Origin of the sequence: Sphingomonas sp. LY29 (assembly GCF_035593985.1) — a bacterium.
Taxonomy (GTDB): Bacteria; Pseudomonadota; Alphaproteobacteria; order Sphingomonadales; family Sphingomonadaceae; genus Sphingomicrobium.
Genome location: NZ_CP141587.1, coordinates 2,194,962 through 2,220,203, shown reverse-complemented (window position 1 = coordinate 2,220,203; position 25,242 = coordinate 2,194,962). Strand labels below are relative to the sequence as shown.

General features: G+C 65.7%; 24 protein-coding genes. 13 read left to right on the top strand and 11 right to left on the bottom strand.

Going from position 1 to position 25,242, the window contains the following annotated elements; genetic code table 11:
- Window positions 1-3: 3 nt before the first annotated feature.
- On the bottom strand, window positions 4-861 hold the full coding sequence (gene ypfJ, locus SH584_RS11275; protein WP_324807142.1) for a KPN_02809 family neutral zinc metallopeptidase: 858 nt from the start codon (window positions 859-861) through the stop codon (window positions 4-6).
- A gap of 95 nt (window positions 862-956) precedes the next feature.
- Here ypfJ and SH584_RS11270 point away from each other — a divergent pair, with 95 nt between their 5' ends.
- Genes SH584_RS11270 through SH584_RS11250 form a run of 5 tightly spaced genes read left to right on the top strand, consistent with a single transcriptional unit; the run spans window position 957 to window position 5,205 of the window.
- Complete coding sequence (locus SH584_RS11270; protein WP_324807140.1) at window positions 957-2,135, top strand: patatin-like phospholipase family protein; 1,179 nt, start codon at window positions 957-959, stop codon at window positions 2,133-2,135.
- A 4-nt stretch (window positions 2,136-2,139) separates the two neighbouring features.
- Window positions 2,140-2,925, top strand: coding sequence for a 3-hydroxybutyrate dehydrogenase (locus tag SH584_RS11265; protein WP_324807138.1), 786 nt, complete (start codon window positions 2,140-2,142; stop codon window positions 2,923-2,925).
- A 40-nt stretch (window positions 2,926-2,965) separates the two neighbouring features.
- Window positions 2,966-3,586, top strand: a complete 621-nt coding sequence (locus SH584_RS11260) for a DUF4893 domain-containing protein (RefSeq protein WP_324807136.1) — start codon at window positions 2,966-2,968, stop codon at window positions 3,584-3,586.
- 18 nt (window positions 3,587-3,604) lie between these two features.
- The gene (locus SH584_RS11255; RefSeq protein ID WP_324807134.1) at window positions 3,605-4,921 is read left to right on the top strand and encodes an amidohydrolase; all 1,317 of its coding nucleotides are present in this window, start codon (window positions 3,605-3,607) and stop codon (window positions 4,919-4,921) included.
- A 14-nt stretch (window positions 4,922-4,935) separates the two neighbouring features.
- Window positions 4,936-5,205 (top strand): hypothetical protein, encoded by a 270-nt coding sequence (locus SH584_RS11250; protein ID WP_324807132.1) that lies wholly within the window; start codon window positions 4,936-4,938, stop codon window positions 5,203-5,205.
- Here SH584_RS11250 and SH584_RS11245 read toward each other — a convergent pair whose 3' ends face one another.
- Both SH584_RS11245 and SH584_RS11240 read right to left on the bottom strand, forming a co-directional pair.
- On the bottom strand, window positions 5,206-6,138 hold the full coding sequence (locus tag SH584_RS11245; protein ID WP_324807130.1) for an aldo/keto reductase: 933 nt from the start codon (window positions 6,136-6,138) through the stop codon (window positions 5,206-5,208).
- On the bottom strand, window positions 6,135-7,187 hold the full coding sequence (locus tag SH584_RS11240; RefSeq protein ID WP_324807128.1) for a mannose-1-phosphate guanylyltransferase: 1,053 nt from the start codon (window positions 7,185-7,187) through the stop codon (window positions 6,135-6,137). The genes SH584_RS11245 and SH584_RS11240 overlap by 4 nt, the downstream gene beginning before the upstream one ends.
- Window positions 7,188-7,284: 97 nt before the next feature.
- On the opposite strand from SH584_RS11240, the gene prsK reads away from it, so the two are divergent.
- From prsK to SH584_RS11220, 4 genes are all read left to right on the top strand, one after another.
- Window positions 7,285-9,381: an XrtA/PEP-CTERM system histidine kinase PrsK gene (gene prsK, locus SH584_RS11235; protein ID WP_324807127.1), complete on the top strand. Its 2,097-nt coding sequence runs from the start codon at window positions 7,285-7,287 to the stop codon at window positions 9,379-9,381.
- Entirely contained in the window at window positions 9,378-10,760 is a 1,383-nt protein-coding gene (gene prsR, locus SH584_RS11230) for a PEP-CTERM-box response regulator transcription factor (RefSeq protein ID WP_324807125.1), read from the top strand. Before prsK ends, prsR begins: the two co-directional genes overlap by 4 nt.
- A gap of 77 nt (window positions 10,761-10,837) precedes the next feature.
- Window positions 10,838-12,703 (top strand): DUF885 domain-containing protein, encoded by a 1,866-nt coding sequence (locus SH584_RS11225; RefSeq protein WP_324807123.1) that lies wholly within the window; start codon window positions 10,838-10,840, stop codon window positions 12,701-12,703.
- A gap of 97 nt (window positions 12,704-12,800) precedes the next feature.
- Complete coding sequence (locus tag SH584_RS11220) at window positions 12,801-14,195, top strand: DEAD/DEAH box helicase (RefSeq protein ID WP_324807122.1); 1,395 nt, start codon at window positions 12,801-12,803, stop codon at window positions 14,193-14,195.
- Here SH584_RS11220 and tgt read toward each other — a convergent pair.
- Window positions 14,192-15,322 carry a tRNA guanosine(34) transglycosylase Tgt gene (tgt, locus tag SH584_RS11215; RefSeq protein ID WP_324807119.1) on the bottom strand — a complete coding sequence of 377 codons (1,131 nt, stop codon included), beginning with the start codon at window positions 15,320-15,322 and terminating at the stop codon, window positions 14,192-14,194. The genes SH584_RS11220 and tgt overlap by 4 nt on opposite strands.
- 48 nt (window positions 15,323-15,370) lie before the next feature.
- Between tgt and SH584_RS11210 the strand changes: the two genes are divergently transcribed.
- Both SH584_RS11210 and SH584_RS11205 read left to right on the top strand, forming a co-directional pair.
- Window positions 15,371-16,123 (top strand): TSUP family transporter, encoded by a 753-nt coding sequence (locus SH584_RS11210; protein ID WP_324807117.1) that lies wholly within the window; start codon window positions 15,371-15,373, stop codon window positions 16,121-16,123.
- Between the two features lie 45 nt (window positions 16,124-16,168).
- Window positions 16,169-17,158 carry a sulfotransferase family protein gene (locus SH584_RS11205; protein WP_324807115.1) on the top strand — a complete coding sequence of 330 codons (990 nt, stop codon included), beginning with the start codon at window positions 16,169-16,171 and terminating at the stop codon, window positions 17,156-17,158.
- On the opposite strand, the gene queA is transcribed toward SH584_RS11205, so the two are convergent.
- The 7 genes from queA to SH584_RS11170 form a co-directional block, all read right to left on the bottom strand.
- Window positions 17,150-18,175, bottom strand: a complete 1,026-nt coding sequence (queA, locus tag SH584_RS11200) for a tRNA preQ1(34) S-adenosylmethionine ribosyltransferase-isomerase QueA (protein ID WP_324807113.1) — start codon at window positions 18,173-18,175, stop codon at window positions 17,150-17,152. The two genes, SH584_RS11205 and queA, sit on opposite strands and share 9 nt — an antisense overlap.
- Window positions 18,175-18,888 carry a peptidylprolyl isomerase gene (locus tag SH584_RS11195; RefSeq protein WP_324807111.1) on the bottom strand — a complete coding sequence of 238 codons (714 nt, stop codon included), beginning with the start codon at window positions 18,886-18,888 and terminating at the stop codon, window positions 18,175-18,177. The genes queA and SH584_RS11195 overlap by 1 nt, the downstream gene beginning before the upstream one ends.
- A gap of 55 nt (window positions 18,889-18,943) precedes the next feature.
- The gene (gene coaD, locus SH584_RS11190; RefSeq protein ID WP_324807109.1) at window positions 18,944-19,447 is read right to left on the bottom strand and encodes a pantetheine-phosphate adenylyltransferase; all 504 of its coding nucleotides are present in this window, start codon (window positions 19,445-19,447) and stop codon (window positions 18,944-18,946) included.
- Complete coding sequence (locus tag SH584_RS11185; protein WP_322841032.1) at window positions 19,447-20,358, bottom strand: polyprenyl synthetase family protein; 912 nt, start codon at window positions 20,356-20,358, stop codon at window positions 19,447-19,449. The genes coaD and SH584_RS11185 overlap by 1 nt, the downstream gene beginning before the upstream one ends.
- The gene (locus SH584_RS11180; protein ID WP_322841033.1) at window positions 20,348-20,590 is read right to left on the bottom strand and encodes an exodeoxyribonuclease VII small subunit; all 243 of its coding nucleotides are present in this window, start codon (window positions 20,588-20,590) and stop codon (window positions 20,348-20,350) included. Before SH584_RS11180 ends, SH584_RS11185 begins: the two co-directional genes overlap by 11 nt.
- A 32-nt stretch (window positions 20,591-20,622) precedes the next feature.
- On the bottom strand, window positions 20,623-21,315 hold the full coding sequence (locus SH584_RS11175; RefSeq protein ID WP_322841034.1) for a DUF1013 domain-containing protein: 693 nt from the start codon (window positions 21,313-21,315) through the stop codon (window positions 20,623-20,625).
- Window positions 21,316-21,428: 113 nt separating this feature from the next.
- Window positions 21,429-22,433: an NAD(P)H-quinone oxidoreductase gene (locus tag SH584_RS11170; protein WP_324807105.1), complete on the bottom strand. Its 1,005-nt coding sequence runs from the start codon at window positions 22,431-22,433 to the stop codon at window positions 21,429-21,431.
- Between the two features lie 75 nt (window positions 22,434-22,508).
- Here SH584_RS11170 and SH584_RS11165 point away from each other — a divergent pair, with 75 nt between their 5' ends.
- Together SH584_RS11165 and clpA are read left to right on the top strand one after the other, a co-directional pair.
- Window positions 22,509-22,706 carry a DUF1192 domain-containing protein gene (locus SH584_RS11165; RefSeq protein WP_324807103.1) on the top strand — a complete coding sequence of 66 codons (198 nt, stop codon included), beginning with the start codon at window positions 22,509-22,511 and terminating at the stop codon, window positions 22,704-22,706.
- 119 nt (window positions 22,707-22,825) lie between these two features.
- Window positions 22,826-25,144, top strand: a complete 2,319-nt coding sequence (clpA, locus tag SH584_RS11160; protein WP_324807101.1) for an ATP-dependent Clp protease ATP-binding subunit ClpA — start codon at window positions 22,826-22,828, stop codon at window positions 25,142-25,144.
- Window positions 25,145-25,242 lie beyond the last annotated feature (98 nt).

Sequence of the window (25,242 nt, the reverse complement as noted above, 5' to 3'; positions counted from 1 at the left end):
TCGTTACCGCGCGTAGTTGCACTGCGCCGGATCACCCGACTGCAGCCCGCGGCGGAGCGCTTCCATGCGCTGCGCCGACGTGCCGTGGGTGAAGTTGTCGGGAGACACGCGACCTTGCGTCAGCATATCGTCGCCGATCGCCTCGGCGGCGCGCATGCCTTCCTCGATGTCGCCGGCTTCGAGGACGCCCGACTGCTTGGCCCAGACGCCGGCGTAGCAATCGGCCTGAAGCTCGACGCCGACCTGGACCGCATTGCCGGCCGCCTTCGAGCTTTGCGATTGTGCCGTCGACGCGCGGTCGAGCGTGCCTTCGAGCTTCTGGACATGGTGGCCGACTTCGTGCGCGATCACATAACCTTGTGCAAAATCGCCGGGGGCCTGGAAGCGCCGCGACAATTCGTTGAAGAAGTCGGGGTCGATGTAGATGCTCTGGTCGGTCGGGCAATAGAACGGCCCCATCGCCGCCTGCGCCGCGCCGCATCCCGACTGGTTCTGATTGCTGTAGGCCACCAGCTGGGGCTCGACATATTTGGCGCCCGATGCCGCGAACAGGCGCGTCCACACCTGATCGGTCGATTCCAGTACGCCGACGAGAACGTCGCGCTGTTCCTTGGTCAGCTTGGATTCGCCGGCCTTGGTCGCACCGCCGCCTCCACCAAGAATGCCGCCACCGCCGCCAAGCGACGATAGCGCGCAATAGCCGAGCGCCAGCACCAGCACGCCGACGATTCCGAATTTCGACAGGATCATCGGCAGAAATGCGCCGATCAATCCGCCACCGATTCCGCCAAGGCCACCGCCGCCGCTCTGGCCGGTCCGATCCTCGAAATTCCCGCTTTCGGGTGCATCCCCTAACCGCATCGACCAAATCCTTCCCTGTGTTCGATGCACTAATGCTTCGCACCCGGTACGGTTGCAACGGAACCTCCCCTCCCGCCGACGATTGCTGCACTGCAATGACGAACATCGCCCACCCCAAGAAAGCTTCGGCACGCCGGGGCGGCGCGATGGCGCTCCCAGAGACGGTGGCACTCGTGCTGCAGGGTGGCGGCGCGCTTGGCAGCTATCAGGCCGGCGTTGTCGAACGAATGGCCGATCACGATATCGAGATCGACTGGATCGCCGGTATCTCGATCGGTGCGATCAACGGCGCGATCATCGCCGGCAACCCGCCCGAGCGCCGGGTCGAGCGGCTGCGTGCCTTTTGGGAATGCACCACCAGCGCGCTGCCGAGCTTTCCCTTCACGCCCAACGACCGGATACGCGAGGCGCTGCACGAATGGTCGGCATCCTATGTCGCGCTGACTGGGGTGCCGGGGTTTTTCACCCCGCGACCGATTTCACCGGGATTTGCCATCCCCGGCAGCGTCGAGGCGACGAGCTTCTACGATAGCGCGCCGCTTCGAAAGACGCTCGACGATGTCGTCGACTGGGACCTGGTCAACGACGGCCCGGTCCGCCTTTCGGTCGGCGCGACCAACGTCGAGAGCGGCAACTTCCATTACTTCGACACGAAGAACGAGCGGATCGATGCCCGTCACGTAATGGCGTCGGGCGCGCTCCCGCCCGGTCTTCCGCCGGTCGAGATCGACGGCTGCTGGTGGTGGGACGGGGGCTTGGTCAGCAATACGCCGCTGTCGCACCTGCTCGATCATCAGGACGACGAGATGCTGGTGTTCCAGCTTGACCTGTTCAGCGCGACCGCCGATCGGCCCAAGACGATCATGGACGTGATGGCCCGTGAGAAAGAGATCCGATATTCGAGCCGGACGCGGCAGATCTCGGCGCAGATGATCAAGCAGCGCAAGGAACATGAAACGATCCGCCGCCTGCTCGCCAAGCTCCCGCCAGAGCTTGCCGACGATCGCGATGCCAAGCGGCTGGCCGCTCTGACCCGCGACGCGCCGGTAAACCTCGTCCACCTCATCTATCGCGCCAACGCATGGGAGGGTGGCAGCCGCGACTTCGAGTTCAGCCGCCGGACGATGGAGGACCATTGGCGGTCGGGACGCGAAGCGATCGACCATGCGCTTGCCAATGCCCAGGTGATCGCCGAAACGATCGGCACCGGCCGGTCGGCCGCGTTCGACCTGGAACGGCGCGCCGACCCCATCCAGACACGCACCAAGGAGTAATCTCATGTTCCTCACCGGCAAAACGGCGATCGTCACCGGCTCGACCTCGGGCATCGGTCTTGCCATCGCCAAGGCGCTTGCGGCGCAGGGTGCGTCGGTGATGATCAACGGGTTCGGCGACGACGCCGCGATCGAGGCCGAGCGGAAAGCACTGGCGGAGACGAGCGGCGCCAAGGCGCTTTACGATCCCGCCGACATGTCGAAGCCCGAGGAGATCGCGGCGATGGTCGAGCGGTGCCAGGCGGAGCTTGGCGGACCGGACATCATCGTCAACAATGCCGGCATCCAGCACGTCTCGCCGATCGAGGATTTTCCGGTCGAGAAGTTCGACGCGATCGTCGCGATCAACATGGCAGCGCCATGGCTGCTTGCCCGCGCCGCGGTGCCGGCGATGAAGGCGGCCAAGTGGGGCCGGATCATCTCGACCGCGTCGGCGCACAGCCTGATCGCCTCGCCCAACAAGTCGGCCTATGTCATGGCCAAGCATGGCGTCGCGGGGATGACCAAGACGCTCGCGCTGGAACTTGCGACTCACGGCGTCACGGTCAATTGCATTTCCCCCGGCTACGTCTGGACGCCGCTCGTCGAGAACCAGATTCCGGACACGATGAAGACCCGTGGCCTGACGCGCGAGCAGGTCATCAACGACGTCCTCCTGGCGGCGCAGCCGACCAAGGAATTCGTCACGCCCGAACAGGTCGCAGCGCTCGTCATCTTCCTGTGCGGCGACGATGCCAAGTCGATGACCGGCGCCAACCTCAGCATGGACGGCGGCTGGACCGCGGCCTGACCGGATTGCGCCTTTGGCAAGGCGATGACAAACAGGGCGAATGAAGTCTGTCGCTCTCCTCGCCTGCCTCGCCCTTTCCGCCTGCGCGGCGATCCCGCGCGAGCATTCAATGCCGCAATCGCCGTCGACCAGCTGGCGGCAGGTGGCGACTTCGAGCGACCGGACCCGCCTTCGCGATTGGCGGACGGCATTCAATCGTGCCCTGGCCCAGGCACGGGCGGCCGGGCACGCGGCGGAGATCGCACGCGAAGGCGCGCTGCTCGTTCCCGATGCGGCGCTTGGCCCCGCGCCGATTCCCAGCGGCCGCTACAAGTGCCGGGTCATCAAGGTCGGCTCACAAGGCGCGCCGCTCCTCGATTACGTCAGCTATCCGGCCTTCGATTGCGTGATCGGACAGGCGGGCCGGCTTCAATCGTTCACCAAGCTGACCGGGTCGCAGCGGCAGGTCGGACTAATCTATCCTGACGGCGCGCTCCGCCAGGTGTTCCTCGGCAGCCTGGTGCTCGGCGATGAGGCGCGCGCGATGCAATATGGCGGCGATCCCGACCGAGACCTGGCAGGCTGGGTCGAGCGCGTCGGGTCCGATCGCTGGCGCCTGATCCTGCCCTATCCGCGCTATGAATCGCTTATCGACGTGGTTGAACTCGTGCCCGCCCGCTGACCCCAGGAGCATATGCCCATGACCCGCACTCTCGCCGCCCTGCTCGCCGCATCGATCCTCGCCAGTCCGGTCGGCGCCGCGACGCTGAGAGAGGCCGTGCAGGCGGACATGCCGCAGTTGATGACGTTGTATCGCGACCTGCACGCCAACCCTGAGCTTTCGATGCAGGAGGTGCGCACCCCTGCGAAGCTCGCGGCGGAGATGCGCAAGCTCGGCTTCAAGGTCACCGAAAAGGTCGGCAAGACCGGCGTCGTCGCGGTGATGGAAAATGGGCCGGGCCCGGTGCTGATGCTTCGCGCCGACATGGACGGACTGCCGGTGGTTGAGCAGACCAACCTGGCCTTCGCGTCGAAGGTTCGCGCGACCGCGCGGTCGGGTGTGGAGACCGGCGTGATGCATGCCTGCGGCCACGATACGCACATGACCGCCTTCATCGGCACCGCGCGGCGGCTCGCGGCGATGAAGGGCCAGTGGGCAGGCACACTCGTGATGATCCTGCAACCGGGCGAGGAGACCGGCGAAGGCGCCAAGGCGATGCTCGACGACGGGCTCTATTCGCGCTTCCCGAAGCCCGCGACGGTGATCGGCTTCCACGACGCCGCCGCGCTTCCCGCCGGCATGATCGGGGTTACGCCGGGCTATGCACTCGCCAACGTCGACAGCGTGGACATCAGCGTGAAGGGCGTCGGTGGCCATGGCGCCTATCCGCAGACGACCAAGGACCCGATTGTCCTGGCCAGCCGGATCGTCACCACCCTGCAGACGCTGGTCAGCCGCGAGAATGACCCGGCCAGCCCGGCAGTGGTCACGGTCGGAAGCTTTCAGGCCGGCGCCAAGCACAACATCATTTCCGACGAAGCACGACTGCAGCTGACGGTGCGAAGCTACACGCCTGAGGTGCGCAAGTTGCTCCTCGACGGCATCCGCCGGATCGCACGCGGCGAGGCGATTGCCGCGGGAATGCCCGACGACCGGATGCCGGTCGTGACGGTGCGCGAGGAAATGTACACGCCCTCGACCTTCAACACCGAAAAGCTTTCGGCGCGGATGCTGGAGCTGTTCGGCAGCAACTTCGGCGCGGCCCGGGTGATGAAAACGCCTGCGGTGATGGGCGGCGAGGATTTCAGCCGCTTCTGGCTCGCCGACAAATCGATCGAGAGCCTGATTTTCTGGGTCGGCGGAACGCCCAAGTCGGTGTGGGATGCGGCCAAGGGTGACGCCGCGAAGCTTCCGTCGCTTCACAGTCCTTTCTGGGCGCCCGACGCCGAAGCGGTCATCTCGACCGCGACCGAGGCGATGACGCTGGCCTCGCTCGACGTGCTGAAGAAGAGCTAACCGGAATGTCGATCTTGAGCGCGTTGCTGATGGCGTTCGCAGGAACGATCGTCGTCGGCGTCGCCTCCAGATTTCTGCTCGACGCTTTTGCGGCATCCTGGCCGTCGCGAATTGCCGCGTTCTGCATCGCGATTGGCTTCGCATTAGGACGTTTCCAATGGTCGGGCCCGGCATCGGCTGCACTCATACCGCTGGCGACCGCAGGTGGCGCGGTAATGGCGCTATTCGCCCTTTATCTTTGGCTCATCCGACCGTTGCGCTCGCGAGGATCGGATACCGATTGATTAGTCGCTCGCCGCGGTCAGTTGCTCTAACTGGCCCGGCGTGAGTTCGAGCGTCAGCACCGCGACCAGGTCCTTCGCCTGTTCGAGGCTCGTCGCGCTGGCGATCGGGGCGGTCACGCCCGGCTGAACCTTCAGCCATGCCAAGGCGACCGTGGCGAGCGCGGCGTCGGTCTCGGCGGCGACGTCGTCGAGTGCCGAGAGCACCTTGGGTCCTCGCCCCTCAAGATACTCAATCGTGCGGAGCCCGCGCGTGCTTTTGCCAAGATCGTCCTTCGACCGGTACTTGCCCGTCAGGAAGCCGTTGGCGAGGCTGTAATAGGGGAAGACCGACAGGCCGCGCGCTAGCGCGACGTCGCGCAATTCGTCCTCGAACTTGTCGCGATCGATCAGATTGTACCAATTCTGGAGCGCAGCGGGCAGGTCGAAGCCCTGTTCGATGCTTACCGCAAGCGCTTCCTCGACCCGCGCACCGGTGAAATTGCTCAGCCCGATGGCGCGGATCTTGCCCGACTGGCGCAACGCGTCGAACGCACCGAGGCTGTCGGCCAGCGGCACCGCCTCATCGTCCTTGTGCTGATAATAAAGGTCGATCGTGTCGATCCCCATCCGCTGCAGCGAGGCGTCGCAGGCAGGCGCGATCGTTTCCGGCGCGAGGCCCGCCATGAAGCCGACCTTGGTCGCGATCACGACCTTGTCGCGCTTGCCCGGATCGCGCGCGAGCCACTTGCCGATCACCGTTTCGCTCTCGCCACCCGAATGGCCCGGCACCCACGCCGAATAGACGTCGGCCGTATCGATCATGGTGCCGCCGGCGTCGACGAACGCATCGAGCACCGCGAAGCTCGCGGCCTCGTCGGCGGTCCAGCCGAAGACGTTCCCGCCGAGGGCGATGGGGGCGACTTGCAGGGCGCTCGTTCCGACCGGCCGCTTCATGCTTCCATCTCCTTCTCGTACCAATCGGCCGCTTCGCGAACGCGCTGCGCCTGTTCGGGGCGCATGACGAGAACCGCGTCGCCGGTGGCGACGATAACAAGACCCTCCACGCCGATCAGCGCGACACGCGGACCGTTCGACCGGACGAGGTTGCCGCGGCTGTCGAGCGCCAGGACTCCGCCGACCAGCGCATTGTCGTCGTCGTCGGTCACCGACGCGTCGACTAGTGCCTGCCAGCTGCCAATGTCAGACCAGCCCATCGCCACGGGCACGACCGAGACGCGATCGCTATGCTCCATCACCGCATAGTCAATCGACTGGGCAGGCGCGCGCGCGAAAGCGTCGGCGTCGATCCTCGTGATCGGACCGTCGACGATCGCCAGACCTACGGCATCCCTTGCCGCGGCGAGGATCGCCGGCACAAACCGTTCCATCTCCTCGATCCACGTGTCCGCGCGGGCAAGGAAAATTCCGGCATTCCAGTAATGGCCGCCCTCGTCGAGCATCGCCTGCGCGCGCTCCAGCGGAGGCTTCTCGACGAAACGGGCGACCGTGCGAACGCCCTCCCCTTCGCCCGCGGCGATGTAGCCGAAGCCCGTCGCTGGATGGTCGGGTTCGATCCCGAAGGTGATGATCCGCCCGCGCTCCGCCACCGGCCGGGCAAGTTCGATCGCGCGATGGAAGGCGGCCACGTCGGCGATATGATGGTCGCTGGGGCAGACCAGCAGCAACTCGTCACCGTCCGCCGCGACGGCGGCAAGCGCGATCGCCGCCGCGCTGTCACGCTTCATCGGTTCGAGAAACAAGCGGGCGTCGTCCGGTACGAGCGATCTCAGCTCGTCCTCCTGCGCATGGTTGGCGACCACCAACGGCGCGCTGAAGACGTCCGATCCGAATCGACGCAGCGTTTCCTCGAACAGGCTTTCGTCGCTGAGCAGCGGCAACAGATGCTTGGGCCGCGCCGCGGTCGACAGGGGCCACAGCCGGGTCCCTGCTCCGCCCGCAAGGATGATCGGGCGGATCGGCCGCGACGTCTTCGAAATGTCCATGAGTCCTCCAAGTCGTCTAACGCGGTCATCGCACGCTCGTTCACCAATTCTTTGTAAAATTTAGCGACACCCGTCGCGTGTCGGATATTTTGACAAAGTGGACGCCGTGGACGCGCTGATCGCTTTCTGGAGCCACGCTCTTGCGGCGCTGCTGTTCGCGGGCCTGACGCTGTGGGAATTGCGGCGCGGGCTGACCGAGAGCAGCCAGCGAATGCTGCTCGCGGCGTTCGCGTTGACCGGATGCTGGGCGTGGCTGACGGCGATGGCGCCGACGACAATGCTCGCCGCTTATTCCGAGACCGCGCGCAACCTCGTCTGGATCGGTGTTCTTTACCGCCTGTCCGAAGGAGATCGCGAGCACGGGGGGCAGCGCGCCGTCCGTCTCGTCTACGGTGCGGTCGCGGGCGTGCTGGGACTCCAGCTCGTCGTCGACGCGCTTCCGCTGGTGATCGACACGTCGGACATCAGCGGCGACCATGCGCTCGTCCTGACCGCGATCATCCTGCGCCTTACCGCCGCCGCCGGTGCGCTCGTGCTGGTCCACAACCTCTACGGTCAGGCGGCGCCTGCCAGCCGGGGCTCGATCCGCCTTGCGATGCTCGCGCTGGCGATGCTGTGGGCGTACGATCTCAACCTCTACACCGTCGCCTACTTCGATCCTCGCGCGGCGCAGGGGCTGTTCGATTGGCGGGGCATGCTCGTGTCGCTGACCGCGCCGCTGTTTGCAATCGGCGGAACCCGGAGCGACGGCTGGCGGATCCGCCTGTCGCGCGCTGCGACCTTCCAAAGCCTCTCCCTGCTGGCGATCTGCGGATATTTCGCGGTCATGGCCGTTCTGGTCACGGCGCTGCGGGGATCGGGCATCGATTGGACGCGCGCGCTGCTGGTCGCCTTGCTGGCGGCGATGACGGTCGCGGCGATGATCCTGCTCCCCTCCTCGCGTGCGCGGGCGTGGGCCAAGGTCAAGATTGCCAAGCATCTGTTCGAGCATCGGTACGACTACCGCGTCGAATGGCTGCGCTTCACCGAAACGCTCGGGGCAAGCGGGCCCGAGGCTCCGCCGCTCGGCCAGCGCGTGATCAAGGCCTTCGCCGATATCCTCGACGCCCCCGGTGGCCTTCTCCTCATCGCCGACGAAAATGGGTCGATCGAGCCCGCCGCCAGCTGGAACTGGTCGGGAAGCGCCAACCCGGGGGCGGCCATTCCGAGCGCGCAGGCGATCGCATTCTGGATGTCGGTCGGTGCGGAGGGACGGATCATCGACTTCGATAGCGCGGCCACGGGCTGGAGCGCGCCGACCGACGTGATTCCCGACGCGCTGCGATCGGAGGAACAGGCGTGGACCGGCGTGCCGCTGATCCACGAGTACCGGTTGGTCGGCCTCGTCCTCCTGGCAGCGCCCGACTATCGCCGCCCACTCGACTGGGAAGACTTCGATCTGCTCCGCACCGCGGGGCGTCAGGCCGCGTCGAGCCTCGCCGAAGCGCATGGGCAGGAAGCGCTGATGAACGCGCAGCGCTTCGAAGATTTCAACCGCCGCTTCGCCTTCATCCTGCACGACGTGAAGAATCTGGTCAGCCAATTGTCGCTGCTGTCGCGCAACGCCGAGCGTCATGCCGAGAACAAGGAATTCAGGGTCGACATGATCGCGACCCTCAAAAGTTCGGTTGGCAAGATGAACGACCTGCTCGCCCGCCTCGCGCCGTCGCCGGACCACCGCCCCGCGAAGACCGAGCCGGTCGCGCTCCGGCCGATCGTTGCGGCGACGATCGCAGCCAGGCGCCTCGATCACGACGTGCGATTGCTGGGTCATACCGACGATTGGGCGATGGCCGACCCGCTGCTGCTCGAGCAGGCGATCGGGCACCTGCTTCAGAATGCGATCGACGCCAGCCCCGACCGCCAACCGGTGACCGTCCGAATGGGCGGTGTCTCCGGGCACGCGACGATCGCGATCATTGACCAGGGCTGCGGGATGGACGCCGACTTCGTCCGCAGCCGCCTGTTCCAGCCCTTCATGTCGACCAAGTCGGGCGGCTTCGGTGTCGGCGCCTTCGAGGCCAAGAGCCTGGTCGCCGCCATGGGCGGCCGCCTTACGGTCGAGAGCCGCCCCGGCGCGGGCAGCCAGTTCACCATCGCTCTTCCCCTCGCTTCCTCCACGGCCGCAGCCGAACCGCAACGGAAAATCGCATGACCGACTCCCCGTCCGACCTCCCCGTCCTGCTCATCGTCGAGGATGACGAGGGTCTGCAGCGTCAGTTGAAGTGGGCTTACGAGGGCTATCGCGTCGTCAGCGCGACCGACCGGGCGCAAGCGATCGATCTCGTCCGCCTGCACGAGCCCGCCGTGGTCACGCTCGACCTTGGCCTCCCGCCCGACCCCGACGGCACGACCGAAGGCTTCGCGACCCTCACCGAGATCCTGGCGATCAAGCACGACACGAAGGTCATCGTCGCGTCGGGCCATGGCGCCCGCGAAAGCGCGCTTCGGGCGATCGCGCTCGGCGCCTATGATTTTTATCGCAAGCCGGTCGACATCGACGACCTCGGCCTGATCGTCAGCCGCGCGTTCCACGTCCACGGGCTGGAGCGGGAGAATCGCCGCCTCGAGGCGCTCGGCGCCGGCGGCGCGACCGTCCTCGGCTCCATGATCAGCGCCAGTCCCGAGATGCTCAAGGTCGCCCGCACGATCGAGCGGGTCGCCAATGCCGATGTCTCGGTGATGCTGCTGGGTGCGAGCGGCACCGGCAAGGAACTGCTGGCCCGCGCGGTGCACGAGAAATCGCCGCGATCGAAAGGCGAATTCGTCGCGATCAATTGCGCCGCGATCCCCGAGAATCTGCTCGAAGCCGAGCTGTTCGGCTATGAACGCGGCGCATTCACCGGCGCGGTCAAGACGACGCCCGGCAAGATCGAACAGGCGCAGGGCGGAACGCTGTTCCTCGACGAGGTCGGCGACATCCCTTTACCTCTCCAGGTTAAGCTGCTGCGGTTCCTGCAGGAACGGGTGATCGAGCGGATCGGCGGGCGGTCGACCATCTCGGTCGACACGCGCATCGTCTGCGCGACCCACCAGAACCTCGACGCGATGACCGCCGACGGTCGTTTCCGCGAAGACCTCTACTATCGGCTCGCGGAAATCGTCATCGCCATTCCGACGCTGGCCGAGCGTTCGGGCGACGCGGTCCTGCTCGCCCGGCATTTCGTCAATCGCTTTGCGCGCGAGATGAACCCGAAGGTGGCGGGCCTGGCGCCCGACGCGATCGACGCGATCGATGCTTATCCCTGGCCGGGCAACGTCCGCGAACTGGAAAACCGGTTGAAGCGCGCGGTCATCATGGCCGACGGCAAGCTGGTGGCGGCGGACGACCTCGACCTTCCCGGCGCGCGCGAGGGCGACGGCGACATCGCTCCAATCAACCTTCGCGCCGCCCGCGAGGCGATCGACCGCCGGGTGATCCATCAGGCGCTGACCCGGACCGACCACAACATCTCCGGCGCCGCCAAGCTGCTCGGGATCAGCCGCCCGACGCTGTACGACCTGATGAAGCAATATCAGCTGCAGGCGGGCTGATCGTTTCGACCAGCGGGGGTTGCGGCATCGCGCCCCCGCTCTAGTCTCCGCCCCGACATCATTCGGGGGAGTCTCACATGGAACGGCGCGAATTCTTGGTGAACGGCGGCATGACCGCCATCGGTCTCGCCCTCCTCGGCGGCTGCGCGCCGGCGACCACGACCGCTCCGATGGTGCCGCCGACGGTGCCCCCGCCCCCGCCGCTGGCCGGTCGCAGCGACGAAGCGTTGAATGCGATCTTCACCCGCATTTTCGAAGAGAAGATGAAGGCGCAGCCCGCTTTCGCAACGGTCCTCGGCATCGACACGGGCGCGAACGCGGCGTTGCGCTCGACCTTCGATCCCAAGCCTGCCCCGCAGGCCCGCGCCGAACAATTGGCGCGCGACAAGGCGGCATTGGCGGCGGTCAAGGGCGTCGACCCTGCTACCCTGTCGCCCGCCGCGAACCTCAACCGCGACATCGTCATCTACGATCTCGAAACGTCAATCCTGCCCTTGGAGCGCTTCGGCCTCGATGGGGTGCAGAACCCCTATCTGATCACCCAGCAGGACGGGGCCTATTTCCAGATCCCCGACTTCCTCGACAGTTCTCACCCGATCGAAACCGCCGCCGATGCCGAGGCCTATCTGTCGCGTCTGGCCGAATTCCCGACGATTCTCGACAATCAGACCGCCGATCAGCGCGCGATGGCGGCACGAGGGTTCCTGGCGCCCGGATGGTCGCTGGATCTCGCGCTCGGCCAGATCGGAAAGCTTCGCAACCAGCCGGCGGCGACCAACGGCATGGTCCGCTCGATCGTCGAGCGCACTGCGAAGAAGGGTATCGCCGGAAACTGGGCGGCGCGTGCGACGCGCATCGTCGAAGGCGGTGTCTATCCCGCACTCGACCGTCAGGTGGCGGCGATCAAGGCGCTTCGGCCGACGACCGCGCCGGGCGACGGCGCGCAGCGTCTTCCCGATGGCGATGCCATCTATGCCGCGGCGCTTGCCGCCGCGACCACGACCAACATGACGCCCGACGAAGTGCACCAGCTTGGGCTGCAGCAGGTTGCCGATATCAGCGGGCAACTCGACACTTTGTTGAAGCAGGCAGGCTACACGCGCGGCTCGGTCGGCGAACGGCTCGCGGCCCTCAACGCCTCCCCGGCTCAGCTCTATCCAGAGACCGACGCCGGACGGGCGCAACTGATCGCCGACCTCAACACCAGCTACCAGGCGATGAACGCGAAGATGTCGCGCGCCTTCGCCACCCTGCCCACGCTGCCACTCGACATTCGCCGCGTGCCGCCCGAGATCCAGGACGGCGCCTCGAACGGCTATTACAACCTCGCCTCGCTCGACGGGTCGCGGCCGGCGATCTATTTCATCAACCTGAAGTCGGTGCGCGACTGGCCCAAATATTCGCTGCCTTCGCTGACCTATCACGAGGGCGTTCCGGGCCATCACCTCCAGCTCAGCCTGTCGCAGGAATCGAAGGACATTCCGATGCTGCGCAAGATCAGCTTCTATTCGTCCTACAGCGAAGGATGGGCGCTCTATTCCGAAGCACTCGCTGACGAACTGGGTGGCTATGACGGCATCGAACGCGCCGGATATCTGCAGTCCTTCCTGTTCCGCGCCGCGCGCCTGGTGGTCGACACCGGCCTCAACTCGAAGGGCTGGAGCCGCGAGCGGGCGGTTGATTACATGACCGCGACCACCGGCTTTCCGCGCACCCGCGTTCAGCGCGAAGTCGAACGCTATTGCGCGTCCATCGGGCAGGCCTGCAGCTACAAGGTCGGTCACATCGCCTGGGAACGCGCGCGCAAGCGGGCGGAGGCGGCCCTGGGTCCGCGCTTCGACATCCGCCAGTTCCACGAGGTGCTCAAGGATGGGTCGATGCCGCTGACGATCCTCGATCGGCGGATCGACGAGCGGATCGCGCAGGCCAAGGTCGCCGGCTAATCGGTCGGTTTCCTTGACATTTTAAGGGTTTTGCCTGTAGCGGACCAAGCGGCGCGTTCATGGGTTGAACCCGCTTGCCTTTTTTTCCGGAACATTCATGCCTTTTGCCGACCTCGGCCTATCCGACCAATTGCTGCGCGCTATCACCGATAGCGGCTACGACGAACCGACTCCCATTCAAAAAGGTGCGATCCCGCCCGTCCTGATGGGACGCGACATGATCGGCATTGCCCAGACCGGAACGGGCAAGACCGCCAGCTTCGTCCTGCCGATGATCGACATCCTGTCCGAGGGTCGCAGCCGTGCGCGCATGCCGCGCTCGCTGATCCTCGAACCGACGCGCGAACTCGCTGCGCAGGTCGCCGAGAATTTCGAGAAGTACGGCAAGTACCACAAGCTTTCGATGGCGCTGCTCATCGGCGGCGTTCAGATGGGCGACCAGGTCAAGGCGCTCGAAAAGGGCGTCGACGTCCTCATCGCTACGCCGGGCCGGCTGATGGACCTGTTCTCGCGCGGCAAGATCATGCTGAACGACTGCAAGCTGCTGGTCATCGACGAAGCCGACCGCATGCTCGACATGGGCTTCATCCCCGACATCGAAGATATTTGTTCGAAGCTGCCGAAGAGCCGCCAGACCCTGCTGTTCTCCGCGACCATGCCGCCGCCGATCAAGAAGCTGGCGGACAAGTTCCTGACCGATCCCAAGGTGGTCGAGGTGGCGCGTCCGGCAACGGCCAACGTCAACATCGACCAGCGCCTGATCATCTGTCCGGGGCCCAAGAAGCGCGACGCGCTCCGTTCGATCCTGCGCGAGGACGGGTTCAAGAACGCGATCATCTTCTGCAACAAGAAGGTGACGGTTCGCGAACTTTACACCAGCCTCAAGCGCTCGGGCTTCGCGGTCGGCCAGATCCAGGGCGACATGGAGCAGAAGGATCGCATCGCCGAGTTCGACCGCTTCAAGAACGACGAGATCACCGTGCTGGTCGCATCCGACGTCGCCGCGCGCGGCCTCGACGTGAAGGGCGTTACCCACGTCGTCAATTTCGACGTTCCGTGGCAACCGGACGATTACATCCACCGCATCGGTCGTACCGGTCGCGCGGGGATGAAAGGCATCGCCTATACGCTCGGCACTTCGGCCGATGGCGAAGCGATCGCCGCGATCGAAAAGCTGACGGGCATGAAGCTGGCTCGCGTCGGCGCCGTACAGGATGCGCAGCCCGCGCCGGTTGCCGAAGCCGCGGACGCCGTCGAGGCCCCCGTGGACGAAGCGCCGAAAAAGCCGGCGCGGTCGCGTGGTCGCGGCAAGGCCAAGCCTGAATCGAAGGCCGAAGTCGCCCGCGACGAGCGTGAGCCGGTCGAAGCGCCGCTTCCGCCTAAGCCTGCCCCGGTCGCCGAGCCCGTCCACGTCGCGCCCCGTCCGGTGGACGACGCCAACGCCGACTGGAATGGCCCGGTGCCGAGCTTCCTGGCGTTCAGCGCGCTCTAGGCGGCAGCCCGCCGATAGCGATTGAGGAAGCTGGCCGCGTGGCTCGCGAAGCGGCTTTCCGCGATCGCGTCGCGAAGCCCCTGCATCAGCTGCTGGTAGAACCACAGGTTATGCTCGGTCATCAGCATCGCGCCCAGTATTTCGCCTGACCGCACGAGGTGATGGACGTAGGCGCGGCTGAAGGTCGTGCAGGCCGGGCAACTGCATTCGGCGTCGATCGGCTCCTGATCCTCGGCGAACTTGGCGTTACGCAGGTTGATCGGCCCATCGCGCGTGAACGCCTGCCCGTTGCGGCCCGACCGCGTCGGCAGCACGCAATCGAACATGTCGATCCCGCGCCGGACCGCCTCGACGATGTCGTCGGGTTTGCCGACCCCCATCAGGTAGCGCGGCTTGTGGGCCGGCAGTTGCCCCGGCGCGAAGTCGAGGCAGGCAAGCATCGCCTCCTGCCCCTCGCCGACCGCAAGCCCGCCGACCGCGTAGCCATCGAAGCCGATTTCGAGCAGCCCTTCCGCGGAACGCTGGCGCAACCCTTCGTCGAGCGCACCCTGCTGAATCCCGAACAGCGCGGCGCGGGTCGCATGCTCACCGCCGCGATCGAACTCCTCGCGGCTTCGGCGTCCCCAGCGGATCGACCGGTCCATCGCCTCGACCTGATCCTTTGGCGTCGAGATCGTCGGCACCAACTGGTCGAACTGCATGACGATGTCCGACCCCAGCAGACGCTGGACCTCGATCGATCGCTCCGGGCTCAACATGTGCCGCGACCCGTCGAGATGGCTCTTGAACGCCACGCCTTCTTCGGTGACCTTGGTCAGGTCACTCAGGCTCATCACCTGATACCCGCCGCTATCGGTCAGGATCGGCCGCTCCCATCCCATGAAACGGTGAAGCCCGCCGAGACGCGCCACGCGCTCCGCACCCGGGCGGAGCATCAAGTGATAGGTGTTGCCGAGCAGGATGTCCGCGCCCGAGGCGCGCACTTCGCCGGGGCGCATCGCCTTGACGGTGGCGGCGGTCCCGACCGGCATGAAGGCCGGTGTGCGGATCGTTCCGCGCTGCATCGTGATCGCGCCGGTGCGCGCGGCGCCTTCGGTCGCCGCGATCGAAAAGGAAAATCTGGTCATCGCCGCGCTCCCTAGCGGGTCGCAAGGAGCGCCGCTACAGGGTGCGCGATGATCGAACCCTGGCTCTACGCCGTCCTGACCGCGGTGGCGGTGCTGACCGGCTTCATCGACGCGATTGCCGGGGGCGGCGGACTGATCATGATGCCCGCGCTGCTGTTCGCGGGCGTGCCGCCAGTGAATGCGCTCGCGACCAACAAGCTGCAATCGATGTTCGGCACAGCGATGGCGGCATTCGCCTATGCCCGCAAAGGGCTGATCGACTGGCGCGCCAATCGCCTGACGATCGCGCTGGTGTTCATTGGGTCGAGCATTGGCGTGGTCGTCGTCCAGAGCATCGACACGTCGCTGCTTTCCCTCCTCATTCCGCTGCTCCTGCTCGGCGTGGCGGCCTATGTGCTGTTCAGCCCGCGCATGGGGGACGAGGATGCGCACGAGCGGCTGTCGATGCGCGGCTACGCGCCGGTGGGCGCGGCCATCGGTGCCTATGACGGCTTCTTCGGACCGGGCACCGGGAGCTTTTTCACCGCGACCTTGGTGGGTCTACGCGGTCTCGGACTGACCCGCGCGACCGCGCTGACGAAAGCGTTCAACTTGACCAGCAACGTCGCCGCGGTCCTGTTCTTTGCGCTCGGCGGAAAGATGTGGTGGCTGCTCGGCCTGTGCATGGCGGCAGGCGCGATGATCGGCGGATGGATCGGCAGCCACACGGCAATGCGCTTTGGCGCCCGCCTGATCCGGCCGCTGCTCATCACGCTATCGCTTGGGCTCACGGCGCGCTTGCTGTGGGGCTACTTCGCGTGAGGGCCGACTTTGCGCGCCGGCACCGACTGCCCTAAGGCGCGGGGCGTGACCATCGACGACCTCCCCCGCTTCGTCTTCATAGTCGGCGCGCCGCGCTGCGGAACGACGACGCTCGCCGGTTTCCTGAAGGGCCATCCACGCGTCTGCTTCCCTCTGGTGAAGGAGCCGCACTTCTTCCTACAGCACGATACGCGCGGGCTTGACGCGGAGGCGCTTCGCAGGCTGGTCGAGCGCGAATATCTCGACCGCTTCTACGCCCAATGTGATTCCTCGCGCGACACGGGCGTCGACGGTTCGGTCAGCTACCTTTACGCGCCCGACGAATTGTTGCCGGCGCTGTCGCTGTGGCCCGACGCGAAGTTCGTCATCGCGCTTCGCGATCCGATGACGATGCTTCCGTCGCTTCACCAGCGCCTGAAATATACCGGCGACGAGACCATCGAGCGGTTCGACAAGGCATGGGCGGCGATCCCCGATCGCGTGGCGGGCCGTCGGATCCCGCGTAGTTGCCTCGAGCCGCGCTGGCTTCGCTATGACGAGGCGGGACGTTTCGGCACCTATGTCGAGCGCTTCTTCAATGTCATTGGTCGCGAGCGCTGCTTCGTCTCGTTGTTTGACGATCTGGTCGCCGATCCCGAAGGCCAATATCGGGCGATGTGTGACTTCGTCGGGTTGGAGCCGGTAGCGGGCACCAAGATGAAGTCGCGGCGTGAGAGCAAGGGCTTCCGCTACGGCTGGCTTCAGCGCCTGCTCAAGCGCCCGCCCGCTGCGGCGCGCAATTACCTGGCCGGCAAGCATTTCGCTCAGCGCGAGCGGTCGCTCGACGACGATGATTCAAAGGTCACCGAGAAAATCTTTTCGATCCGCAAGCGGCTGCTCCGCTGGAATCGAGTGCCGCTGGTGAAGCAACCGATCCCCGTCGAAATCCAACAGGACATCCGCGATCGCCTCTCGGACGAAATCGCGCACCTCGGTCGCCTGCTTGGCCGCGACCTGTCGCACTGGCTGGAAGTGCGCGAAGGGCGCCTAGGGTAGCAGCAGCGACGCGTCGCCGTAGCTGTAAAAGCGATAATCCCGATCGATGGCGTAAGCGTAGGCCGCCTGCATCGTCTCGCGTCCCATCAGTGCCGACACCAGCATGAACAGCGTCGAGCGCGGGAGGTGGAAGTTGGTCATCAACCCATCGACCGCCTTGAAGCGATAACCGGGCGTGATGAAGATCGCGGTGTCGCCTTCGAAGGGGCGAACGATGCCGTCTTCTCCCGTCGCGCTTTCCAGCAACCGGAGCGAGGTGGTGCCAACGGCGATGATCCGCCCGCCGGCCGCGCGCGCGGCGTTGATCCGGTCCGCCGTCGCCTGGTCGATCCGGCCCCATTCGGCATGCATCCGATGGTCGGCCGTATCATCGACCTTCACCGGAAGAAACGTCCCCGCGCCGACGTGCAGCGTGAGCGTTTCGCGCTTGATCGCCTTGGCATCAAGCGCCGCGACGAGGCGATCGGTAAAGTGCAGCGCGGCCGTCGGCGCCGCGACCGCGCCCGCCTCTGCAGCGAACATCGTCTGATAGTCGCTTGCATCGGCCTCATCGGTCCCGCGCCGGGCGGCGATGTAGGGGGGAAGCGGCATCTTTCCCGCTCGCTCGAGCAACAACTCGACCGGCTCGTCACCGGCGAACTCGAACAGCAGGGCGCCCGCCTCATCGCGCTCGACGGCCGAAGCCGACACGCCTTCGCCGAATTCGACGACATCGCCGATCCGCACCCGCTTCGCGTTGCGCACGAATGCCCACCAGCGACGCGGCCCCGCGCGCTTGTGGAGGGTTACGCCGACCTTCGCGTCGCCGCGCCGGCCTTCGAGTTGCGCGGGAATGACGCGGGTGTCGTTGAAGACGAGCAGGTCGTCGGGATTGAGGAGATCGGGCAGGTCGAGCACATGACCGTCGGTCAGTTTCCCGCCCTCGACGACCAGCATCCGCGCCGAATCGCGCGGGCTTGCCGGTCGAAGCGCAATCCGCTCCGCCGGAAGCTCGAAATCAAACAGGTCGACGCGCATTATTGAGGCGCGGGTGCCTCCGCAGCCGTCGCCGGAGCTGCCGTTGCAGCAGGAGCAGGCGCGGGCTCTGGAGTCGCCACAGCGGGAGCAGCCGGGGCAGAAGCAGCGGCAGGGGCGACAGCAGGCGGCGCCGGCAGAGGTCCGCCAATCGACGCCTTGACGATCCGCGTCGGCTGCTCGGGCGGCTCGCCGACCGCGATGCCATCGACGCCGGCCATGCCCTCGATCACCCGGCCGAACGCAGTGTATTTGCGGTCGAGGCTGAAGCGCGGCGCCAGCATGATGAAGAACTGGCTGTTTGCACTGTTCTTGTCCTCGGCCCGCGCCATCGACGCGACGCCGCGAACGTGCGGGATGGTCGTGAATTCGGCGGGAAGGTCGGGCAGCTTCGATCCGCCTTCGCCGGTTCCCAAGGGATCGCCGCCCTGAGCCATGAAGCCGGGAATGACACGGTGAAACGGGAGGCCGTTGTAGAAGCCCTGCGAGGTCAGTTGCTGAATACGATACACATGCTGCGGCGCCAGGTCGGGGCGCAACTGAATCACCACGCGGCCTCCGTTCGACAGTTCGAGCGTCCAGCGGTTGGCGGGGTCGGCGGCGATGGTCGCAGGGGCGATCAGCGACGGCGGCGGCGTAACCGGGGCCGGCGCCGGCTTGGCTGCCGCGATCAGGGCCAGGCCGACAAAAGGCAAGGCAATCAAACGTTTGAACATGGTCTCTCCCCGGCCCTCGACTGGCCGCCCGATTATCGCAGCGTCTTTGCGCGCGCTACCGCTTTTTCTCCGCCAGACGCGCCGCCACGTCGGCGGCCACTCCGGGCGGTACGAACTTTTCGATCTTACCGCCGTAGCAGGCGATTTCTTTCACCAGCCTTGACGCGATCGGCTGCAACGACACGTCGGCCATCAGGAAAACGGTTTCGATCCGGTCGTTGAGCTGCTGGTTCATGCCAGCCATCTGATATTCGTATTCAAAGTCGGCGACCGCGCGCAGACCACGCAGGATCAGCGACGCGCCCTCGCGCTCGGCAAAATCCATCAGCAACGAGTCGAATTCGACCACGCTGACACCGGCGATGTCGGCAGTCTCGCGCTCGACCATCGCAATGCGCTCCGCGACGGTGAACATCGGCGACTTGGACGGGTTCGTCGTCACCCCGATCACGAGCTGGTCGACGAGGTGCGTCCCGCGTCGGATGATGTCGAGATGGCCGAGCGTCAGCGGGTCGAACGTGCCCGGGTAGACGCCGATGCGGTTGCGCGGGTCGGGCATCAGCGGTCCCGTTCCTCGACGTAGCGAGCAATTGCGCGAAGCAGGTCGGCTTCTTCGCCATGACCTTGCAAGTGCGCAATGCCTTGCTCGACAAGCATCGAACATTGCTGGCGAGCACGTTCTTCGCCCAGCAAGGAAACGAAGGTCGCCTTGCCCGCCTCTTCGTCCTTGTGCAGCCGCTTGCCCGCCGCTGCCTCGTCGCCCGAATGATCGAGCAGGTCGTCGGCAATCTGGAAAGCGAGCCCGATGTCGCGCGCGTAGCCGCGATAGGGCGTGCGGGCGTGGGGATCGAGCCGACCCATGATGCAGGCGGCTTCGACCGAATATTCGATCAGCGCGCCGGTCTTCAGCTGCTGGAGGCGTGTCACCTGCCCCATGTCGAGCGTCTGCCCTTCGGCGGCGAGGTCGAGCATCTGCCCCCCGGCCATGCCATTAGGACCCGACGCGCGCGCAAGTTCCAGCACCAGCTCGGACCGAACGAACGGGTCCTCATGCGTGTCCTCGTCGGCAAGGATCTCAAAGGCGAGGTCGTGGAAGCAGTCGCCCGCGAGCACCGCGGTCGCTTCGTCAAACGCCTTGTGGACGGTCGGCTTGCCGCGCCGAAGGTCGTCGTCGTCCATGCACGGCAAATCGTCGTGGATCAGCGAATAGACGTGGATCGCCTCGATCGCGCTTCCGGCACGGATCGCGCGGTCCTCATCGATGCCGAACAAGCGCGATGCGGCAACGGTGAGGAGCGGCCGCAACCGCTTACCACCGCCAATGCCGGCATGGCGCATTGCCGCGAACAATTGGTCGCGCCCATCGCCCTGGCTCGACAGATAGTCGGAGAAGACCCGGTCGACGCCTTGCGCGATGCGCCGCGCCTCTGCGGCAAGGTCGGGCGCCTTCACCTGCGCCTCAACCGGCATCGAACGCGCTGGTCCCTGCCGGCCGTCCGTCGGGCCCGATCGCAATTTTCTCGATCCGCGCCTGCGCCGCTTTCAGCCGCGCCTCGCAGTGTCGCTTCAGCCGGTCGCCGCGCTGGTAGAGCCCAATCGACTCGTCGAGCGGCGCCTGCCCCTGCTCCAGCGTGCGGACGATCGTTTCGAGTTCGCGCAACGCGTCCTCGAAGCTAAGCGTGTCGATGTCGGGCTCATCCATGGCGTGATCCTTGGCCGCTCGGCGCGATCAGATCAATGCTTGAACGGGTCCTTGATGCCGGGGACGATCTCGTCCGACGTGTCGATGCCGGCTTCGGCCGCCAGCGCCGCCTCGGCGTCGCGCGCGTGCTGAAGGCGCTGCGCCCGCAGTTCCTCGATCAGGGCATCGCGATCGCTGTCCAGGCGCGTGTCGCCGGCGACTTCGGTACCGGCCGCCTTGTGGGCCTTGGCCACCGCGGCATCGAGCTCACGCTGGGTCGTCAGGCCCAGCGTCACCGGATCCTTCGGGTTGATGTTCGCCATGTTCCAGTGGGTGCGGTCGCGGATCGCGGCGATGGTCGTGCGCGTCGTGCCGATTAGCTTGGAAATCTGGCCGTCGGACACTTCGGGGTGGTTGCGGATGATCCACGCGATACCATCGGGCTTGTCCTGGCGCTTGCTCACCGGAGTGTAGCGCGGGCCCTTGGTGCGGGTGACGGGATCGGGCGCCTTCTGCATCTTCAGCGCATATTCGGGGTCCGCCTGGCCCTTTTCGATTTCTTCATGCGAAAGCTCGCCCGAGCGGATCGGGTCGCGGCCGGTCAGCTTGGTCGCGGCAGTATCGTCGGCGATCGCCTGCACTTCGAGGATGTGGAGCCCACAAAAGGCCGCGATCTGCTCGAAGGTGAGCCCGGTGTTGTCGACCAGCCAGGCGGCGGTCGCGTGGGGCATCAGGGGCTGAACCATCATCGTCTCCAGAAACAAGAAGGGCCGCCCCTTCCCGGAGCGGCCGCTGTTCCCGATGATTTAGTCTTGGGCGGGTCGAAGGGCAAGCAGAGTCTGGCGAAGGGCTCGCTCCCCTAATTCCCCGTTTCCAGCACGATCTTGCCGACGTGGTCGCCGGCCTCCATCCGCGCATGCGCCGCGGCCGCCTGATCGAGCGGGAAGCAGCGATCGATCGCGGGCTTCAGCCGATTGGCCTCGACGAACGGCCAGACGGTGCGGGCGAGCTCGTCGGCGACCATCGTCTTGAATTCGACCGACCGCGGCCGGAGCGTCGATCCGGTCAAGGTCAGACGCCGCCGCATCACGTCGATGATCGAAATTTCGGTCTTCGCGCCGCGCTGGGTCGCGATCGACACGTGGCGGCCTTCATCGGCAAGGCACTGCAGGTTGCGCGGCAGATAGTCGCCCCCGACCATGTCGAGCACGACGGCGACGCCGCGCCCTTCGGTTAGGTTCTTCACTTCTTCGACGAAATCGGCGGTGTTGTAGTTGATCGCGCGGGCCGCCCCAAGTTCTTCGGCGGCGGCGCATTTCTCGTCGCTGCCGCAAGTGACGATCACGTCGAGGCCGAACAGGGTGCCCAGCTTGATCGCCATCGTCCCGATCCCGCTCGTCCCGCCGTGGACGAGCACTGCATCGCCTTCGACCGCGAAGCCGCGCTCAAACAGGTTGGTCCAGACGGTGAACAGGGTTTCGGGAATTGCCGCCGCTTCGCTCATCCGCAGCACTTCGGGGACTGGCAGGCATGTTCCCGCCGGCGCGAGGCAATAGTCGGCATAGCCACCGCCCGCGACCAGTGCGCAAACCCGGGTACCGATCAAATGAGTCGCGCCCGCGCCCGCCGCAACGACCGTGCCGGCAATCTCAAGCCCGGGGATGTCGCTCGCGCCCGGCGGCGGCGGATAGGCGCCCTTGCGCTGCAAGACGTCGGGCCGGTTGACCCCCGCCGCGGCGACGCGGACCAGCACTTCGCCCGGTCCCGGCTGCGGCGTCGGCCGTTCGGCAAGGCTTAAGACCTCAGGACCACCCGGCGATGAAATCTCGACCGCACGCATCGTCGCCGGAATGTCCACGCTCATCACTCGCCCCTGCCCTGCCCCGTCCTGGCGGCAAGCTTATTGACTTGGGGGGCGTGCGGGTCAACGCTGCTGCCCATGGACCTCGACGAGCTTTTTCCGTCTCGACCCGACGACCCGCTAACCCTGTTGGTGCGCGAAGATCTGGATCCGCTTTCCATAGGGGAATTGCAGCTGCGGATCGAGGCGTTGAAGGGCGAGATCGCCCGGGTCGATGCCCATATCGCTCGCGTCCAGCAACATCGTTCCGCCGCCGATGAGCTGTTCAAGCGATAAGCGCCGCGCGCAGCCTGTCCGGGGGACAGGTGAGCACGGCGATGCCTGGTCGCTTCGCGCCGCGCCCTTGATCGCGCGGTGCTTCCTTCCGACATTGAGGGTCAAGGAGACCTCCCCCCATGCCTAGTTTTGCGCGTGACCTCGAAACGACCCTGCACAATGCGCTCGGCGAAGCGTCGAAGCGTCGCCACGAATATGCCACCCTCGAACATCTTCTGATCGCGCTGATCGACGACGCGTACGCCAGCCAAGTGATGACCAGCTGCGGCGTGAACCGCGACGATCTGAAGGCAGAGGTGCGCAAATATCTCGACAACGAGCTTGGCGCGCTCGTGTCCGATGGCGCGACCGATCCGACCCCGACCAGCGGCTTCCAGCGCGTCGTCCAGCGCGCGATCCTGCACGTCCAATCGTCGGGCCGCGACGAAGTGACCGGCGCCAACGTGCTCGTCGCGCTCTTCTCCGAACGCGAGAGCTACGCCGTCTATTTCCTGCAGCAGCAGGACATGAGCCGGCTCGATGCGGTCACCTTCATCAGCCATGGCGTCGGCAAGGGCGAGCCCTCGACCGAAATCCAGGCGCCTCAGGGCACCGAGGAAAAGACCGAGGCCAAGAGCGGCGACAAAAAGGAAAGCGCGCTTCAGCAGTTCACCGTCGACCTCAACGAGAAGGCGAAGGCCGGCAAGGTCGATCCGCTGATCGGGCGCATGTCCGAGGTCGATCGCACCGTCCAGATCCTGTGCCGCCGCTCGAAGAACAATCCGCTTTACGTCGGCGATCCCGGCGTCGGCAAAACCGCGATCGCGGAAGGCCTGGCGCGCAAGATCGTCGAGGGTGACGTTCCCGACGTGCTCAAGGAAGCGGTGATCTACTCGCTCGACATGGGCGCGTTGCTCGCCGGCACCCGCTATCGCGGCGACTTTGAGGAGCGGTTGAAGTCGGTCGTGACCGAGCTTGAGAAGCTGCCCCACGCGGTGTTGTTCATCGACGAAATCCACACCGTCATCGGCGCCGGCGCGACCAGCGGCGGGGCGATGGACGCGTCGAACCTGCTGAAGCCTGCGCTGTCATCGGGTGCGATCCGCTGCATCGGCTCGACGACCTACAAGGAGTTCCGCAACCACTTCGAAAAGGACCGCGCGCTCCTTCGCCGGTTTCAGAAGATCGACGTCAATGAGCCGACGGTCGAAGACACGATCAAGATCATCGCCGGACTCCGCTCGTCGTTCGAGCAGCATCACGGGGTCCGCTACACCCCCGATGCGATCAAATCAGCAGTGGAATTGAGCGCGCGCTACATCCACGACCGCAAGCTGCCCGACAAGGCGATCGACGTGATCGACGAGGTCGGCGCGATGCAGATGCTGGTGCCGCCGTCACGCCGCAAGAAAACCATCACCACCCGCGAGATCGAAGCGGTGGTGGCGACGATGGCGCGCATCCCGCCGAAGTCGGTGTCGACCGACGACAAGCGCGTGCTCGAAACGCTCGAGGCCGACCTGAAGCGCGTCGTGTTCGGTCAGGACATTGCGATCGAAAAGCTGGCCAGCGCGATCAAGCTGAGCCGTGCGGGGCTGCGCGATCCGGACAAGCCGATCGGCAATTACTTGTTCTCTGGCCCTACCGGCGTCGGCAAGACCGAAGTCGCGCGCCAGCTTGCCTCGGTGCTCGGCATTCCGCTTCAGCGGTTCGACATGTCCGAATATATGGAACGCCATTCGGTCAGCCGACTGATCGGCGCGCCGCCGGGCTATGTCGGCTACGACCAGGGTGGCCTGCTGACCGATGCGGTCGACCAGCAGCCGCACTCGGTCCTGTTGCTCGACGAAATCGAGAAAGCGCACCCCGACCTGTTCAACATCTTGCTGCAGGTGATGGACAACGGAAAACTGACCGATCACCACGGCAAGACCGTCGACTTCCGCAACACCATCCTGATCATGACGACCAATGCTGGCGCCGCCGACATGGCGCGCGAAGGGATCGGCTTCGGGGCGTTGAGCCGCGAGGATGTCCAGGAAGACGCGATCAAGAAGATGTTCACGCCGGAGTTCCGCAACCGCCTCGATGCGGTGGTTCCGTTCGGCTATTTGCCGCCGGCGGTGGTCGCGCGGGTCGTCGACAAGTTCATTCTCCAGCTGGAGATGCAGCTTGCCGATCGCAACGTGCACATCGACCTCGACGACGAGGCGCGCGCCTGGCTGACGACGAAGGGCTATGACAAGCTCAACGGCGCCCGCCCGATGGGTCGCCTGGTGCAGGAAAAGATCAAGCAGCCGCTGGCCGAGGAACTGCTGTTCGGCAAGCTGGTCGACGGCGGCGAGGTCAAGGTGCGGATCAAGGACAATCAGCCGGTGTTCGAGATCACGCCCGCTCCGCCAAAGGCGACCAAAGCAAAGCCGACCAAGGGCAAGGCCCGCAAGTCGGTCGACAGCTAGGACCTGACTATCCCTGCCGCGAAGGAGATCGGATCGCGTTCGATCTCCATCGCGGCGGCCATAAGGGAATGCACCGTTGGGTTGACGGACCGGCGATT

What these genes read in the sequence shown, in the direction of transcription:
- SH584_RS11165 (WP_324807103.1), top strand. Translation starts at nt 22,509, where the DNA reads ATGGACCTCGACGAGCTTTTTCCGTCTCGACCCGACGACCCGCTAACC.
- SH584_RS11170 (WP_324807105.1), bottom strand. Translation starts at nt 22,433, where the DNA reads ATGAGCGTGGACATTCCGGCGACGATGCGTGCGGTCGAGATTTCATCG.
- SH584_RS11265 (WP_324807138.1), top strand. Translation starts at nt 2,140, where the DNA reads ATGTTCCTCACCGGCAAAACGGCGATCGTCACCGGCTCGACCTCGGGC.
- SH584_RS11220 (WP_324807122.1), top strand. Translation starts at nt 12,801, where the DNA reads ATGCCTTTTGCCGACCTCGGCCTATCCGACCAATTGCTGCGCGCTATC.
- SH584_RS11185 (WP_322841032.1), bottom strand. Translation starts at nt 20,358, where the DNA reads ATGCCGGTTGAGGCGCAGGTGAAGGCGCCCGACCTTGCCGCAGAGGCG.
- ypfJ (WP_324807142.1), bottom strand. Translation starts at nt 861, where the DNA reads ATGCGGTTAGGGGATGCACCCGAAAGCGGGAATTTCGAGGATCGGACC.
- SH584_RS11175 (WP_322841034.1), bottom strand. Translation starts at nt 21,315, where the DNA reads ATGGTTCAGCCCCTGATGCCCCACGCGACCGCCGCCTGGCTGGTCGAC.
- coaD (WP_324807109.1), bottom strand. Translation starts at nt 19,447, where the DNA reads ATGCCCGACCCGCGCAACCGCATCGGCGTCTACCCGGGCACGTTCGAC.
- SH584_RS11180 (WP_322841033.1), bottom strand. Translation starts at nt 20,590, where the DNA reads ATGGATGAGCCCGACATCGACACGCTTAGCTTCGAGGACGCGTTGCGC.
- SH584_RS11270 (WP_324807140.1), top strand. Translation starts at nt 957, where the DNA reads ATGACGAACATCGCCCACCCCAAGAAAGCTTCGGCACGCCGGGGCGGC.
- SH584_RS11260 (WP_324807136.1), top strand. Translation starts at nt 2,966, where the DNA reads ATGAAGTCTGTCGCTCTCCTCGCCTGCCTCGCCCTTTCCGCCTGCGCG.
- SH584_RS11225 (WP_324807123.1), top strand. Translation starts at nt 10,838, where the DNA reads ATGGAACGGCGCGAATTCTTGGTGAACGGCGGCATGACCGCCATCGGT.
- clpA (WP_324807101.1), top strand. Translation starts at nt 22,826, where the DNA reads ATGCCTAGTTTTGCGCGTGACCTCGAAACGACCCTGCACAATGCGCTC.
- queA (WP_324807113.1), bottom strand. Translation starts at nt 18,175, where the DNA reads ATGCGCGTCGACCTGTTTGATTTCGAGCTTCCGGCGGAGCGGATTGCG.
- SH584_RS11255 (WP_324807134.1), top strand. Translation starts at nt 3,605, where the DNA reads ATGACCCGCACTCTCGCCGCCCTGCTCGCCGCATCGATCCTCGCCAGT.
- prsR (WP_324807125.1), top strand. Translation starts at nt 9,378, where the DNA reads ATGACCGACTCCCCGTCCGACCTCCCCGTCCTGCTCATCGTCGAGGAT.
- SH584_RS11245 (WP_324807130.1), bottom strand. Translation starts at nt 6,138, where the DNA reads ATGAAGCGGCCGGTCGGAACGAGCGCCCTGCAAGTCGCCCCCATCGCC.
- SH584_RS11195 (WP_324807111.1), bottom strand. Translation starts at nt 18,888, where the DNA reads ATGTTCAAACGTTTGATTGCCTTGCCTTTTGTCGGCCTGGCCCTGATC.
- SH584_RS11240 (WP_324807128.1), bottom strand. Translation starts at nt 7,187, where the DNA reads ATGGACATTTCGAAGACGTCGCGGCCGATCCGCCCGATCATCCTTGCG.
- tgt (WP_324807119.1), bottom strand. Translation starts at nt 15,322, where the DNA reads ATGACCAGATTTTCCTTTTCGATCGCGGCGACCGAAGGCGCCGCGCGC.
- SH584_RS11210 (WP_324807117.1), top strand. Translation starts at nt 15,371, where the DNA reads ATGATCGAACCCTGGCTCTACGCCGTCCTGACCGCGGTGGCGGTGCTG.